The sequence below is a fragment of the Chitinimonas violaceus genome, from assembly GCF_052601015.1.
Window position 1 is genome coordinate 14,893 of record NZ_JBQXDJ010000002.1, and the last position, 15,715, is coordinate 30,607.

The 15,715-nt window shown below is 56.1% G+C and carries 13 protein-coding genes; 7 read left to right on the forward strand and 6 right to left on the reverse strand.

The window, feature by feature from the left end; genetic code table 11:
- The first annotated feature begins 65 nt into the window (after nucleotides 1-65).
- The 6 genes from ACUHMQ_RS01125 (at nucleotide 66) to ACUHMQ_RS01150 (ending at nucleotide 5,481) form a co-directional block, all read left to right on the forward strand.
- Nucleotides 66-800, forward strand: coding sequence for a VC0807 family protein (locus ACUHMQ_RS01125; protein WP_445293599.1), 735 nt, complete (start codon nucleotides 66-68; stop codon nucleotides 798-800).
- A 34-nt stretch (nucleotides 801-834) separates the two neighbouring features.
- Complete coding sequence (locus tag ACUHMQ_RS01130; protein WP_445293600.1) at nucleotides 835-1,137, forward strand: YciI family protein; 303 nt, start codon at nucleotides 835-837, stop codon at nucleotides 1,135-1,137.
- Nucleotides 1,134-1,403 (forward strand): BolA family protein, encoded by a 270-nt coding sequence (locus ACUHMQ_RS01135; RefSeq protein WP_445293601.1) that lies wholly within the window; start codon nucleotides 1,134-1,136, stop codon nucleotides 1,401-1,403. The genes ACUHMQ_RS01130 and ACUHMQ_RS01135 overlap by 4 nt, the downstream gene beginning before the upstream one ends.
- A gap of 60 nt (nucleotides 1,404-1,463) precedes the next feature.
- Nucleotides 1,464-2,252, forward strand: coding sequence for a peptidylprolyl isomerase (locus ACUHMQ_RS01140; protein ID WP_445293602.1), 789 nt, complete (start codon nucleotides 1,464-1,466; stop codon nucleotides 2,250-2,252).
- Nucleotides 2,253-2,327: 75 nt separating this feature from the next.
- Nucleotides 2,328-2,666, forward strand: coding sequence for a P-II family nitrogen regulator (locus tag ACUHMQ_RS01145; RefSeq protein ID WP_445293713.1), 339 nt, complete (start codon nucleotides 2,328-2,330; stop codon nucleotides 2,664-2,666).
- A gap of 214 nt (nucleotides 2,667-2,880) precedes the next feature.
- Entirely contained in the window at nucleotides 2,881-5,481 is a 2,601-nt protein-coding gene (locus ACUHMQ_RS01150) for a M1 family metallopeptidase (protein ID WP_445293603.1), read from the forward strand.
- Nucleotides 5,482-5,605: 124 nt separating this feature from the next.
- Here the strand turns inward: ACUHMQ_RS01150 and ACUHMQ_RS01155 are convergent, their stop codons facing one another.
- Nucleotides 5,606-6,682 carry an enoyl-CoA hydratase/isomerase family protein gene (locus ACUHMQ_RS01155; protein WP_445293604.1) on the reverse strand — a complete coding sequence of 359 codons (1,077 nt, stop codon included), beginning with the start codon at nucleotides 6,680-6,682 and terminating at the stop codon, nucleotides 5,606-5,608.
- 112 nt (nucleotides 6,683-6,794) lie between these two features.
- Complete coding sequence (locus ACUHMQ_RS01160) at nucleotides 6,795-7,571, reverse strand: enoyl-CoA hydratase (RefSeq protein WP_445293605.1); 777 nt, start codon at nucleotides 7,569-7,571, stop codon at nucleotides 6,795-6,797.
- Nucleotides 7,572-7,700: 129 nt separating this feature from the next.
- On the opposite strand from ACUHMQ_RS01160, the gene ACUHMQ_RS01165 reads away from it, so the two are divergent.
- On the forward strand, nucleotides 7,701-8,006 hold the full coding sequence (locus ACUHMQ_RS01165; RefSeq protein WP_445293606.1) for a hypothetical protein: 306 nt from the start codon (nucleotides 7,701-7,703) through the stop codon (nucleotides 8,004-8,006).
- A 297-nt stretch (nucleotides 8,007-8,303) separates the two neighbouring features.
- Here the strand turns inward: ACUHMQ_RS01165 and tldD are convergent, their stop codons facing one another.
- The 4 genes from tldD to ACUHMQ_RS01185 form a co-directional block, all read right to left on the reverse strand.
- On the reverse strand, nucleotides 8,304-9,755 hold the full coding sequence (tldD, locus tag ACUHMQ_RS01170; RefSeq protein ID WP_445293607.1) for a metalloprotease TldD: 1,452 nt from the start codon (nucleotides 9,753-9,755) through the stop codon (nucleotides 8,304-8,306).
- 10 nt (nucleotides 9,756-9,765) lie between these two features.
- Nucleotides 9,766-10,563, reverse strand: a complete 798-nt coding sequence (locus ACUHMQ_RS01175; protein WP_445293608.1) for a substrate-binding periplasmic protein — start codon at nucleotides 10,561-10,563, stop codon at nucleotides 9,766-9,768.
- Nucleotides 10,557-11,417: a carbon-nitrogen hydrolase family protein gene (locus ACUHMQ_RS01180; protein WP_445293609.1), complete on the reverse strand. Its 861-nt coding sequence runs from the start codon at nucleotides 11,415-11,417 to the stop codon at nucleotides 10,557-10,559. The genes ACUHMQ_RS01175 and ACUHMQ_RS01180 overlap by 7 nt, the downstream gene beginning before the upstream one ends.
- A gap of 265 nt (nucleotides 11,418-11,682) precedes the next feature.
- Complete coding sequence (locus ACUHMQ_RS01185) at nucleotides 11,683-15,519, reverse strand: YhdP family protein (RefSeq protein WP_445293610.1); 3,837 nt, start codon at nucleotides 15,517-15,519, stop codon at nucleotides 11,683-11,685.
- Nucleotides 15,520-15,715: the final 196 nt, after the last annotated feature.

Below are 15,715 nucleotides of genomic sequence, written 5' to 3' on the forward strand. Positions count from 1 at the left end.
CACCGACAAAGCGCTTATAGTGGCGGCTTTAAAATTTAGTGCCGCCACAGCGCAGGAGATGCATCTTGGCTCAAACGCCGATCGAACCGGGCCCTACTACGCCGGCTCAGCCCACTCCCAAAAAGAAGGGGGTACTCGGCAATCTGATGATGAACATCATCATCCCTACAATCATCATGACCCAGCTCAACGACGAAAACCGTCTGGGACCTGTCTGGAGCATGTTGATCGCATTGGCTTTTCCACTTGGTTACGGCCTGCACCAGTACTGGCAGACACGTAAGACCAATATGATCTCTGTCCTGGGTCTGATCTCTATCACCCTCACCGGTGGTATGGCCCTGTTAAAATTACCGCCACAGTACATCGCCATCAAGGAAGCTGCCATTCCCGGCATTCTGGGCCTTGCCACCGTAATCTCGATGTACACGCCCTACCCTTTTGTACGCACACTGCTTTTCAACGACGAGATTCTGCAGGTCGATAAGATCAATGCTGCGCTCGAAGCCTTGGGTAATAAGGCAGCCTTCGCGCGTACGCTCAAGATCAGTTCCTGGATGATCGCTTTTTCGTTTGTGCTCTCGTCCATACTCAACTACGTGCTGGCCAAATGGGTGGTGGTAAGCCAACCTGGCACGCCCGAATTCACCGCCGAGCTGGGCCGCATGACCCTGCTCAGCTACCCTGTCATCGTCCTGCCCAGCACTGTCATCCTGACAGGGTCGCTCTTCTACTTGATCAGCAATATCGAAAAGCTGACTCAACTGAAGATGGAAGACATCATGATCGGCTCAAACTGAATCTGCGACCTTGAATACAACCCGCTAAGACACCATGTTCTACGCTATTACCGGCCACGATACCGCAAACTCTCTAGAAAACCGTCAAACCCATCGCCCAGCCCATTTGGCAAGACTGCAGGCCTTACAGACCGAAGGCCGGTTGTTGCTGGCTGGGCCGTTCCCCGCCATCGATGCTAACGATCCTGGCCCTGCCGGCTTTTCAGGCAGTTTGATTGTGGCGGAGTTCACCGACCTTGCCGCAGCACAGGCGTGGGCAGATGCAGACCCTTATCTGATCGGCGGTGTCTATGCACATGTGGATGTCCGCCCCTTCAAGAAGGTGTTGCCTGCATGAACATTCCCGACCAAATCCGTGCGAAACTTGCCAACTTGAATCCTTCGGTGCTTGATTTACGCGACGACAGCGCTAAACATGCTGGTCATGCTGGTGCCGCATCGGGTGGCGGGCACTATCGTCTGCAAATCGTGTCCGAGCGATTCGTTGGTCTCAATTCACTTGAGCGCCATCGATTGGTTTACGAAACACTGGGTGAGATGATGCGTCGCGATATACACGCGCTCGCCATCGAAGCCCGAACACCAGGCGAAGCAAACAGCTGAACCTCTCTTAACCTGCAAACAATTGCAAACTAGCCATTAAGACCTAGAAGGACGTATTCGATGCAAACCAAGATTCGCTTCGCCCCAGCACTGATCGCCGCCCTCGTGGCCGGCGCCGTATTCGCTGCCGACAAGCCGGTAGCCACCGTTAACGGTGTTGCTATCCCTCAAGCCCAGATGGACTTCATCCTCAAGCAGCTCGCCGAGCGCGGTGCCAAGGATAGTCCTGATCTACGCTCCAAGATCCGTGACGATCTGATCACCAAGGAAGTGATCGCCCAGGAAGCCGTCAAGCAAGGTCTGGACAAGAGCGCCGATGTACAAAATGAAATGGCCATGGCGCGCCAAAACGTCTTGCTCAAAACCTTCGTACAGGGCTACCAGAAGACAGCTGTGATTCCAGAAGCCGACCTGAAGGCCGAGTATGACAAGCTCAAGACCCAGGCTGCCGCCAGCAAGGAATACAGCGTTCGCCATATCCTGGTGAAGACCGAAGCAGAAGCCAAGACTATCATCGCTGACCTGAAGAAAGGCAAGAAGTTTGCCGACATCGCCAAGGCCAAGTCACAAGACCCTGGCAGCAAGGACAATGGCGGTCTGTACGACAAGGTGCAGGAAGGCCAATTCGTTCCTGAGTTCGATAAAGCCATGCGCGAGCTGGCCAAGGGCCAGGTTACCCAGGAGCCCGTGAAGACCCAATACGGCTATCACGTCATCAAGCTGGAAGACGTTCGTTCAGCCCAGGGCCCAAGCTACGATGAAGTGAAGGGCAACCTCCAACAACAAATGCAAGGCCAGGCTCTGGACAAGCTGATCGCCGATCTGCGCGCCAAGGCAAAGGTAGAGTAAGCGTCAGCTTTTCTCTATTGCAAGACAAAACAAAGGGCCGTAAGGCCCTTTGTCACGAGGAGAACTGAAATGGAAATGAAGAAAGTCGAAGCAATCATCAAGCCATTCAAGCTCGATGAAGTACGCGAAGCGTTGGCAGAAGTCGGTGTAACCGGCCTGACCGTAACTGAAGTCAAAGGCTTTGGCCGTCAGAAAGGGCATACCGAGCTCTACCGTGGCGCAGAGTATGTAGTGGACTTTCTGCCCAAGGTGAAAATCGAGATCGTCATCACTGCCGACAAGGTCGACTTCGCCATCGATGCCATCGTCAAAGCCGCACGTACCGGCAAAATCGGTGACGGCAAGATTTTTGTGACGGGGGTTGAGCAGGTAGTGCGCATCCGTACTGGCGAAACGGGTCCGGACGCCGTTTGATCTGAACACAAAAACCATTTTCTGTGCTGAGTCCACCGCGGCTGTACACACCACCTACTTGCGATAGTTCTCTAATGCGGCCAGAACAGGCCGCATTGTACTTTTGGTGTTGCTTTTTGCTCAGCGCATCATGCCTGGCTTATATACCATACCCATCAGTTTGCTATAGTCCTCGGCTTCTTCGGCCACCGCCGAAACTCCCCGAGGAAGAACCATGAAGTGGCAAAGCGCTCTCTCCTTGCTTTCCTTGCTGGCGTTACCCGCGCTGGCAGCAAAGGCACCCTTGCCTATGCGGCTGCCTGATGTGGCGGCCCCATTGGCCTATCAAGTCTCGCTCAAGGTCGATCCGAATGAGACACGCCATACCGGCGAAGTTATGGTTGATCTCGACATCAAGCGCCCTACCCCCAGCTTGCGGCTTAACGCCACAGGCATTCTGGTCAAATCTGCTCTGCTGGAAATCAATGGCCAGCAATACAAAGCGCGAGCCAAGGTGTTGGACGACGACCTGCTTGACTTGAACTTCGCCAAGCCGCTGCCTGCCGGGCGTGGCCAATTGAAAATCAGCTTCTCCGGCCAGATACAGGACCGTGACGTGGCAGGGCTATTCCGCCAGAAAGAAGGCGGTGACTGGTATGCGTTTACCCAATTTGAAGCCACCAGCGCCCGCATGGCATTCCCATGCTTTGATGAACCGGGCTGGAAAGTACCCTGGTCGTTAGCGCTAACGGTGCCTAGTGCCCTCACCGCAGTTGCCAATGCCCCAGTCGCGGAAGAAACACCGACGTCCCCGGGTTGGAAACGTGTGCAATTCCAAACCACCAAGCCCTTACCAAGCTATTTGGTGGCCTTCGCGGTCGGCCCGTTCGATATTGTCGATGGCGGTAAGGTAGGCAATACACCGCTGCGCTACATTACCCCACGCGGCCGGGCTGCTGATGCGCGTTACGCTGCCAGTATCACTCCGACTATCGTCCAAAAGCTTGAAGCCTATTTTGGCATGCCCTACCCCTACGAGAAGCTCGACAGCCTTGTACTGCCGCTTACCGTAGGCTTCAGCGCCATGGAAAACGCCGGGTTGATCACCTACACCTCACGGTTGTTGCTGGCCAAACCCGAAGAGGAAACCGGCAGCTTCAAACGCGACTATGTAGCGGTTGCTGCGCACGAACTATCACACCAGTGGTTTGGCAACTATGTGACCATGGCATGGTGGGATGACTTATGGCTTAACGAATCGTTCGCCTCCTGGATGGGTGACAAAATCACCGACCAGGTCATGCCAGAATGGCGCTGGAACACCAGCACGCAGTATTCCCGTGCCAACGCCATGCGTATTGACCGCCTCAATACCACGCGGCGCGTCCACCAGCCCGTGTTGAATACGCAGGATCTTGGCAGCGCTTTTGATGGCATCACCTACGACAAAGGCCAGACTGTATTGGCCATGTTCGAAACCTGGCTTGGTCCGGATCAGTTCCAAGCCGGCGTACGCCGTTACATGGCCCGCCATGCCTGGGGTAATGCCACAGGCAAGGATTTCATCAATGCGCTCAGCAATGGCAACGTCGAACTGGCAGCGTCGTTCCAGAGCTTTACCGACCAGCCCGGCATCCCACGCGTCGCAGTACAGCTCGATTGCAGCAGCTCACCTCGCCTGAAGCTCAGCCAGTCGCGCTTCGTACCACAGGGTTCACAAGCCAGCACCGCACAACATTGGGATATACCTATGACGGTGCGTACACCGGCTGGTATGACCCAGATGTTGCTCAAGGAAGCCACCGGCGAAATGGCATTGCCAGACCAGCACTGCCCAGCCTGGGTTGAAGCCAATGTAAACGGCGCAGGCTATTACCGGCCGGTCTACACATCTGGTGCGCTGACCAAGCTCATGCGTACGGCAGACCTGAACGTCAACGAGATCATGGCGAATCTTGACGATGCTGCGGCCTTAACGGAATCTGCCGACCTACCCATGGCAGATGCGCTATCACTGGCCGAGCAGTTTGCCAAACATTCACGGCGTGAAGTTGCCGAAACAGCGCGCGACATCCTGCTCAAGGCCAAGCCATTGGTAGGATCAGCCCAGAAAGCCAGTTATGCAGCCCTGTGGCAGCGTGCCTTTGGCACACGGGCACGCCAACTGGGCTTTGCCAACAAAGCTGACGAGTCCGATGAAGACCGCATGCTGCGTGCCAGCATCATGGACAGAGTAGCCGAACTGGGCCAGGACCATGTCTTGCAAGAAGAGGCAACAAAGCTGACCCATGCGTGGTTTAAGGACCGGAATCAGCTCGACCCCACCAACCGTCGCGTTGTTTTGCGTACCGCTGCCCTGAATGGCGACCAGACGCTCTTCGATGCAATGGCGGCAATGGCGTTGACTACGAGTAACCGGAACGAGCGCGATGACCTGTACGCCGCCCTGGGTAGTTTTCAGAGCCCAGCATTGGCGGAAGCGGCTCGTAAACTCATGCTGGATGCCCGCCACGACATCCGCGAGTCCAAACGGCTTCTGCGCAGCCAGAATGAGGATGAGTCTTTGCGTGATGGGGCTTTGCGCTTTGTAGAACGGGAATACAAACCGTTGACCAAACGTATGGCCAAAGACGCGCCGGGCAGCTTTCCACGTGACTTGAATGGCTTCTGCAGTCAGGCCAAGGCTGCAGAAATGGAACGCTTCTTCAGCCCGATTGCACAGCGCTATGACGGTGGTGAGGCAGCGTTGAAGCAAACGCTGGAATCGATCCGGCTCTGCGCTACCTACCGCGAGAGTAATCAGGATGAGTTAGGCATACTCTTAGCCCAGCACTAAGCCTGCTGGCGGCTGCTCGTTACAGAGCATTAACAGGCATTCTGTACGTAGCTAAAAAAAGGGCGGCTCAATGAGCCGCCCTTTTTTCATATCACTGACTGGTACTGTTCAAACCGTAGCCATTTCACGGCGCCGCAAAAAAGCCTTCGATATAAGCGTCACTAACCTCTGCCAGGGTCGTAGGGAACCAACGTGGTGCATTGTCCTTATCAACCAACAGCGCCCTCACGCCTTCCGCGAAATCCGGGTGGCGGCAACATTGTCGTGAGAGGTTGAACTCCATGGCAAACACTTCAGTAAGCGACATATGTCGGGCCCGTTGCTGCGCGGCCAGTATCAACCGTATCGACGTTGGCGAACCAACACTGAGCTTTTGCGCACCCGCACGTAGCCAATCATCCGGGCCACTGTAGTGGGTGATGGCAGCGACGATCTCTTCTGGATTCTCGTAGTTTGTACAGGCACGAATCGCATCCAGGTGGTCTCGGATCGGCGATGGTGCCAACTCAACCGAATAGTGGCGACTCTGTTCACGCAGATACCTGCCAAGCACATGCTGGTCGGCCCCTGCATTTCCTTGCCAGGCCAGCCCCATCAATCCACCGAGTACGGCATCACGCTGGGCGCTTGGAAAAGCGAAATCAGCCAAATCGACAAACAAGGCATCTGCCGCATTGAAACTTGCACCAGTCAGGCCAAGATAAATACCCAGCCTGCCGGGTAAGCGATTGAGGAACCACGACGCGCCAACATCGGGATAGAGGCCAATGGTGACTTCTGGCATGGCAATGCGGGACCGCTCGGTAACCACGCGGTGACTTGCCCCTACCATCAAGCCCACCCCGCCCCCCATGACGATGCCGTGCCCCCACGCCAGAATCGGCTTGGGGTAGGTATGGATGGTGTAGTCGAGCGCGTATTCCTCCTTGAAGAACGCATCGGTACTCGCAAAGTCGCGGGCCTCGATAGCAGCCTGAATGGCTACAACATCACCCCCGGCGCAGAATGCCTTCTCGCCCGCACCACGCAACACAATGCACACCACCCGCGAATCGTTACGCCACTCTTCCAACTTTGGGGCAATCTGGCGAATCATTGCCAGAGAAAGCGCATTGAGCGTCTTCTCGGCATTCAAGGTGATCTGGCCGATCTGCCGACCATTTTCAGTAGGAATCAGGGTGAAATGAACTGCATCCGTCATGATGTTTTACCCAAATGAAACGTGATACTGAGTGCTGAACGAGGTTTGCGAGCAGCTGTTGGCAGGGATAAACGCCCTGACCACAGCTGTGCCGTAAGATTCGGACCAGGTTCTAGCGATTCTTCCAAACCGGGGCCCGCTTCTCCAAGAAAGCACGCACCCCTTCCTGCTGGTCTTCGGTGTCAAACAAGTCCACAAACATCTCGCGTTCCAGATTCAATGCCGACCACATCGGCTGTTTACGTGCAGCCTGAATAAGCTGCTTACACGCAGTCACCGAACTTGGGCTCTGCTTGGCAACCTTCTCGGCCAAGGCAAGGGCCGTTTGGCGTGCTTGCCCTGTTGGCACCACTTCCTCTACCAACCCAATGCGCAATGCTGTCTGGGCATCGATACGCTCACCGCACAGAATCATACGCTTGGCCCAACCCTCGCCTACCAACCAAGGCAGGTGCTGGGTACCCATGCCGCCAGGAAGCAAGCCTACGCTGGCTTCCGGCAACGCCATCACAGCCTGTTCCTCTGCAATACGGATATCGCACGCAAGCGCGGCCTCCAGACCACCACCCATTCCATAGCCATTGATAGCCGCTATGCTGACGCCACGAAACTGCGCCAAAGCTTCAAATGCCCGGCCAAAGTAAGTGATCATCTTCCGGGCTCGGGCTTTGTCGCCATCGCCAAATACATTGAGGTCGGCCCCAGCGCTGAAGAACTTCTGTCCCGCCCCGGTCATCACCAATGCGTAGATTTCGGCATCGGCATTCAGCTTTTCCACCATCTGACGCAATGCCGGCAGACTCTCTTCGGTCCATGTGTTGGCTGGCGGGTTCTGAATGGTGATCAAGGCCGTATGCCCAATGCATTCCAGTTGCAACTGCTCAGTCATAGCGTCTCCTTGTTGGTTTTCTATGGGGCAGACTATAGCGCCAAGTGCACTCAAGCTGGGAATGATTGACGTGTACGTTAATTTACCGCCACACTCGCTCCCTTCAACCATCGCAAGGGAGTTCAGCCAATGAAGTACATGCTTATTGCCGCAGCCCTGATCAGCACCGCCGCCTTGGCCGATGAAACTGCGGCACCCGCCGCACCGGCAATCGCAGCCAAGCACAGCTGCACTCAGCCGGAACTGCCCGGAAAAATGGCCAGCGAGATGAAAAAGAAGAACTTCACCAAGCGCTTCAAGGAATACGGCGAGTGCATGAAGAAGTACATTGATGAGCAAAGCGCCACCATGAAGGCCGCCAATGATGCCGGCAACGCCGCTATCAGCGAATACAACACCTACGTGAAACAGGTGAACGACGAGAACAACGCCTAGTCGGTACTCATTTAAGTACTTAGAACCTGTTCAAGATCTGTCGTGAGCGGCTGTCAGCGGGGTCAGCGCAGCGCAGAAACCGGAATGTACTTAAGTACAATAGGATTTCGAGCAGCACATAAGCCCCGATCACAGCTGCGCAGTAAGATCGTGAACAGGTACTTAGAACAAAAAGACGGCCCCTTGTTCAATATCAACAAGAGGCCGTTTTTTATATGGCTCGTATTTATTAGATAGCCGTAGCGAAAAAAGCTTGTTCAGTCATTTAAAGCAACGACCATCAGTTGAACCACGCTATCAAGCCGTTCCGCCCACCGTCAACCCGCCATCCACACGAATCGTAGGTTGGCCAACGCCAACAGGGACGCTTTGGCCTTCCTTGCCGCAGGTGCCTACGCCAGGATCGAGCTTCATGTCGTTGCCGATCATGCCTACGCGTGTCAGCACATCCGGGCCGTTGCCGATCAGCGTTGCGCCTTTTACCGGATATTGGATTTTGCCGTTCTCTACCCAATACGCTTCGCTGGCGGAGAAAACAAATTTGCCGCTGGTGATATCGACCTGGCCACCAGCAAAGTTAACGGCATAAAGCCCTTGCTTAATTGAACCGATGATTTCATCCGCAGATTTATCGCCATTCATCATGACCGTATTGGTCATGCGCGGCATGGTGATATGGGCGTAGCTCTCGCGCCGGCCGTTGCCGGTGGATGCCACACCCATCAAGCGGGCATTGAGACTATCTTGCAGGTAACCCTGCAGCATACCATCTTCGATCAATACCGTGCGCTGGGTTGTATTGCCTTCGTCATCCACATTCAATGAACCACGTCGATCGGGAATCGTGCCGTCGTCGACCACCGTCACACCCTTGGCTGCCACACGCTGCCCGATCTTGCCAGCGAATGCAGAGCTGCCCTTGCGGTTGAAGTCGCCTTCCAGACCATGGCCAATGGCTTCATGCAACAGAATGCCGGGCCAGCCGCAACCCAGCACCACCGTCATCTCACCTGCTGGAGCGGGGCGGGCTTCCAGGTTGACCAACGCTTGGCGCACTGCCTCACGCGCGTACCCCTGCAGCTTGGCTTCGTCGAAATAGCTGTAATCGAACCTGCCGCCGCCACCCACATGGGCTGATTCACGCCGGCCATTCTGCTCGACAATTACCTGCAGGCTCACTCGCACCAAGGGGCGCACATCGGCAGCCCTGTGACCATCGTGCCGGGCGATGTACACCACATCGTACTCCCCAGCGACACTCGCCATCACCTGAGTTACCCTTGGGTCCAGGCTACGCGCATAGCGTTCCACCCCTTCCAGCAGCGATACCTTGGCAGCTTCATTTAAACTGGCCAAGGGGTCGATATTGGGATACAGCGTATGCACTTTGCCATGCGTGGTCTTACCCGCCACACCACGACCACCCTGGCGGCCAATGGCACGCGTTGCGTGAGCGGCAGACATCAAGGCGGCTTGGCCGATGTCGTCGGAATAGGCAAAAGCGGTTTTCTCACCACTGACGACACGCACCCCTACGCCCTGGTCGATGCTGAAACTGCCCGCCTTGACGATACCCTCTTCCAGGCTCCACCCCTCGGTTCGGCTGTACTGAAAATAAAGGTCGGCGTAGTCGACATCGTTATGCATGATCTCGCCAAAGACCTGCTCCAAGGCGGCTTCGTTCAGGTTGTAAGGCGACAGTAGATATTGGTCGGCAGTCGCAATCGCCGACATGGCGGCAGTATTCATAGGTATCCCATCAGGGTGAAGGCATAAGCGTCTTGGCGAGTCCTGGGCCAAGATAGCGGGCAAACAAACCCTCGATTGTGCCGTTACGGCGAAGTTCCTGGAATAATTTTTCCCAGCGCTGTAAAGCAGCCGCGCTAAAGCGCTTGCGCGACAGAACCAGACTACCTATCAGTGGATCACTTTGGTCGGCCCAATGGCGCACTGTAATTTGCTGCATATCACGTTCGCTAAAAAGCTGACGGTAAATGACTGGGTGCGACATCATCCCCTGCACTCTGCCCAGACGCATCCAGTTGGCCAGCACGTCCTGGTCCGGCGCTTCCGAAACGCGATTGAGCTTGCGCAGCTTTTCCACCAGCTCATCGTAGGGCTTGCCATGCTGAAAACTCTTGACCACCCCAAGCATGGCTTCCGGCTCCGCCACAAATTCTTCTGGCGTCTGAATTCTGCTGGACCCGCTACCCAACAAAAAATCGTTACGAGACGTAAAGTAGGGAATGAACGCCGAATGGACCAGCCGCGCCGGCGTCGCCACTCCTACTGTCGCTACATCCAACTGCCCTGCTTCCAGCGCCTGCCAGATCAGCACCCGGGACAACTCACGCTCTTCAAACTCGCAACCTGTACGACGGCCCAGTTCACGAATCAAATCAACATCGACTCCGACACTACGCCCTGTGCTGTCTTTGCTGTAGAGATACCCAAATCGAAAATACGCCACCTTGAGCGGCGCAGTACAACCATAGTCAGCCGGCGCGGCAAACGCGGCAACTGCCGCAAAGCACGCCAGACAGACCCGTATCAGCATGTCAGTACCCGGTGTGACAGCGCAGGCAACCCTTGGCGCAGTCTCGCCTTGTAGTCCTGGTCGATATCGGCAACCACAACGCCGGAGCCACGTGGCAGGCGATCGAGCACAATACCCCAGGGGTCCACGATCATACTGTCGCCATGTGTTTCCCGCCCATTCCGGTGGAAGCCACCCTGTGCGCTGGCCACCACATAGCAGAGGTTTTCAATCGCCCGTGCGCGAACCAGGGTTTCCCAATGGGCACGACCTGTCGTTTCAGTAAAGGCTGCAGGTACGATGATCAGGTCGACCGGCTGCATACGACGGAAGAGTTCCGGAAAGCGCAGGTCATAGCAGATCGCGAGACCAATACGGCCGAATGGGGAATCGAATACCACCACCTCGTTACCTGCTTCGATGGTGGCTTCCTCACGGTACTTCTCGTTTCCCATCTCAAAGCCGAACAGGTGAATCTTGTCGTAACGGGCTGCGACTTCACCGCGGTCGTTATAAACCAGGGTGCTGTTCTTCACCTTGGCAGGGTTTTCGGTCCACAGCGGTATGGTGCCGCCTACAATCCAGATCCGGTGCTTTTTGGCCATGCGCGCCAGGAAGTCTTGAATCGGGCCTTTTCCCGGCTTTTCGCGCACCGCTACTTTGTCCGTATCTTTCACACCCAGAATCGCAAAATACTCGGGCAAGGTAACCAGCTTGGCGCCCTGCTTGGCTGCTAGGCGGATCAATACTTCGGCTTCAGACAGATTGGCCGCCACCGAAGGGCCGGACGCCATCTGAATAGCGGAAATACGAAGCTTTCCATGGCTTGCAGCTTGAGTGGCAGCAGCTTGCAAACTACGGGCGCGGGTAGACATCGTAAAGACTCCTGGGATTTACCCTCAGCCGAGGGGGATGACTGCGGACACAGACAAATTGCGTGTGCCCTACTGAAAGATTAGCGCGGCAAAAACGCCATTGCTGGCGTTCTGACGACGAAGATTTTTGATCGCGAGCAAACCCGCGGTACCGGCGATATTGCACCCGACGAGTGGCATATCAAACCCTCTCTGACGCCACACCTGCCCAGCACTCACGATCTAGCTGACATAATGCAAACACCAGTACTGACAAAAGCAAGCGCTAAGGGCGGCTACTCGTACGCTTGATCTGCGGATCACTCCACTTACCGGTAATGTCGTACTCATAGGCGATCAACCGGCCAAACGGGTCCTTCAACACGCGTTGCAACAGGAAAGCGCCTACGGCTGCGACCGGGTTCACCAACGCGACGCCCACGCCAACTGCAATGCTGTCGCCAATGAGGGGCACAATACGGACACGCAGCTTTTGCGTTTCGTGCACCACATCGGCCTCGCCTCTGAATAGCACCTGTGCAGCAGGCCCAACAATGACCAGATTATCCGTCGTCATTACCCCCCGCACAATCTTGCTATCACCTTCGATGCGGTCAAAGGCAAAGCCATCGCTGAATACGTCGCGAAAGTCCAACGAAAGCCGGCGTGGCAAGGACTGTAAGCTCAGAATGCCCAGCAGCCGGCCCACACCCGGTTCGATCTTGGCAAACTGGCCGCTGTTGGCTTGCAGCTTCAGCGAACCGGCAAGGCTTGGATAATCCAGCGATGTCGGCGCACCATTCCAGCTCACCTCACCACTCAACTTGCCACGGCCACGTTGCACAGTTTCTGGATACCCAAACCGCCCCAGCAGCTTGCCTACATTGTCTGACTGAATTTCCAGCTTCAAACGCGTACTGCTGTCTGCACCAAGATCACGCCATACACCGGACGCATTCAGACGTCCATCCGGGTTGATGAGGCTCAGGCTGTCGATCTGCCAATTCTCGCGTTGCTGCTGGGCTTGCAGTACCAACCTGCCCAAGGAGTTCTTCTTGAACAAGAAATCCTCGGCAACCAGGTCGATAGCTGGCAGCTTGGGAGAGCTCCCCTTGCTTTCGGGCGCTTTGGCCTGCGCATCGGCGACATCAGGCAGTGGCATTTGCAAGCGGCCAAGGCGGGCAAATACCCTGCCCCTCGCTTGAGATGACCAACTGAGCTTGCCCTCCACTTGACGACTAGTCCCTGTCACCTGCCAGCTGGCATCGGGCTGTGGTACTGCGTGCAAACTCAGGTCATCGATCTGCTTGCCCAGCACTTGCATTTTACCCAGTCGTACATCAACCCCTGCCAGATCAGGCATAGCGCTACCGCCTTCCCTGGCCCTGCTGGTTTGTTCCTGTATCTGCAACCACGGGTCCAAGTCGAGTTCCGGCAGGTTCACCGTCAACCACATGCCGGGGTTCGCCATCGTCGTTGTGCCCCCCCCCACCTGCACATCACCACGGGTAATCTTTAAATTGTTGGGGCTGCCGGTACGCAATATCTCGGCGTTGATCAATGTTCCCAGACTCAACCGCCAGCGTTCCTCCTGCTTACCCGCATCAAACTGTAATCTGAGCGAACGGGGCTCACCCACAGGCTTCCCTAAGGGTGCGGGCAAGTCCATTTTCGCTTCCGTCAGCGGTGCTTCTACTTGTAACTGCAACCCATCCTTCGGCAGCTTCACCATAACCTGGTAGGCACTGCTGCCACTAAGCCGCTCGGGTTGTGGCAAGCCATACAATAGGGCTATCTCACGCAGGTCGGCGCGTCCTTGGGCTGCGATTTGGATCGCACCGTCAGGCGGATTGCCAATATTGGCGCGCAATGGTCCGCCCAGCGCGCTTGCCAGCAAACCTTCGGCGTGCATACCCCCCTCGGTGAACTGCAGCTTGCCATTGAGCTCCGTCAGAGGCGGCATACTATTGCCTATGCGCAGCTGGTTGTTCTCGAAGCGATAGAACCCAGTCACCTTGGTTTTTTCCGGATTCTCGAACGGAATGGACAGCTTCAAGGCCAACTTGCCCGAACCAGCAGACTGGGCGCTGCTGCCTACCCCACCCAGAATAGGGTCCAAGGGGCTCTTGGCAATGAAGCGAAAGAACTCAGCTGTCGGGCCGTCCACAGCGCCATCTATCTCTACCGCGCTACTCTGCGCCAAGTCCGGAATCAGTGCTTTCGCCTGCCTGACTTCCGTCCCCAGTATCTTTCCATGGGCATTTACCTCCAGGCGGTTACCCTCGATACTGACCTTGCCATCCAGGTTGTCCACACTGGGCCATCCTTCGGCATAGGCAAGCTTTACCCCGTGGACCCCGGTATTGACCTTCCATACACCGGCATGCCCGTCGGCAAATGGGAATTGGTCCAACGGTCCCTTGAGGGTGAACTGGGCATTACGCCCTTCGCCGGCAACCAAGCTGCTCTTGAGCCATCCCAGCGTATCCTCGCCTAACACCGTGGGAAGATAGTCCGCTATCGCGTTGGCCTGCATACGCGTTACTTTCGCGTCGAGCCGCAAATCACCCAAACCTTCCCCGGACCAATGCCAGTCTGCGGTGGCATTGGCGTCCAGGTCGGGATTAGTAGCAGCGAAGTCCTGCAGGTTGACGGTCAGACCTCTGCCCTGCCGGGTCCAATCCGCAGCCAGGCGCATACGGTCGAATTGCAGCGGCGCAGTAAACCATGCACTGGCATCCAGCTGGACACGATTCCCCCGTAATGCCAGATGGCCACCCTGCTGAGTGAAATTCAGCTCACCATCGAGCCCACTGGTACTCGGCCAAGGCTGGGGAGCCAGCAAACCTATGCCTGTAAACGCCAACTGGCCCTCGTAAGCAGTGGGGGTACGCCAACTGCCCTGCCAGCTGGCATTCAAGCGGTCGATACGACCACTAGGCTGCATGCCGGCAAGCCGGGTTCGCCATGTTTCGGACAAAGGCAGACTACCCGGCAGCACGCCCAGACCAGTCAACGAGAAACCATTGATATCGAGCTGTCCACCACCCGTGGCAAATAAACTCAGGTTGGCTTCGGTGCCATTGAGCTGGGACTTTTCGGCCATATCCAGCTTCAGGCCTTCCAGGCGCAGATTGTCTGCCTTCGCCGTCCTACGCCAGATCGCGCGACCGGCAAGGTGGTTGATATCCAATACCGACAATGTCGGCGCAAAGCGCAGCTGGGTATTCAACACGCTGAGGTTGGCATCAAATGCACTCAACGTGCTGCCGGTAAAGTCCAACTTTGCATGGACATGCCCACGCCCCCGCATCACTTCAATGGGGTACGGCAACCAACGGGACCACCCCGCCACATCAATCTGGTCCAACCGGGCTTGAGCACTACCACGCCAGCTGGCCCAGTCATCCAGGTCATCACCACGCCATTGCACATCAATGCTTATTGGCGCGGCGAGATAGACAGGCGGCGTAGCGGTAAACTGTACGCGGTGGCGGCCAAACAACAGGTTTTCCAGGCGGATATTCACCTTATCGAGCTGCAGCTCCGGTGCTCGGCGCAAATCATCCTGCCAACGCAGCTTGCCATTCACAATGGCAATTTCGTGCTGACGCAATACCCATTCGGTCAGACTGTCATCCTCATCATCAGTATTCAAAGGCAACCCTGCGAGGCGGATCGTGCCACGCGGGTCGCGGCTCAGGACAAGATCGGGTTCAATAGCGGCAATGCGCTCGAAACGCAGCTGCCCAAGCAGTAAAGGCCACCACGACAATGTCGCTTCCGCGCGCGGAAGCTTTAACGCCAGCACACCATCGGTACTGCGCAAACTCACACCATGCATATCGAGATACGGTTTGCCATGGTGCCAACCGCCCCGAATGGCACTCACACCAATCGGCCGTCCAACCCGCTGGCTGAATTCCTTCATCAACGCAGGCCGATAGCTTTCAAGATTAGGGAAAAACCACCATTGCAACCATGCTGCAGCCCCAAGCCAAAGCAGTAGTGCAAACGCAACCAGCCAGATCAAGCCACGGAAATGCAGGTGCAAAAGACGTAATGTAAGCCGGCGAAGAAACACCAGACGGGAACGTAAGGAATGAGGGTGTGGGGTGGACATCGGGCGGTAGAGAATGGCTTGTCTATCTTGCAGACCAAGCAGCGCTAGGCAAGCACCCCCGTAAATTCGGAAAAGCCAGGCAAGAACTTTGTATTTTTATTTATTACGCAACAAATCAGTTCCAGACCAGCCACAGTAAAGGCACAGGCTAGAATGAATACCCGGATTCTAGCTGCACGGCGCCCGATACGTCTCT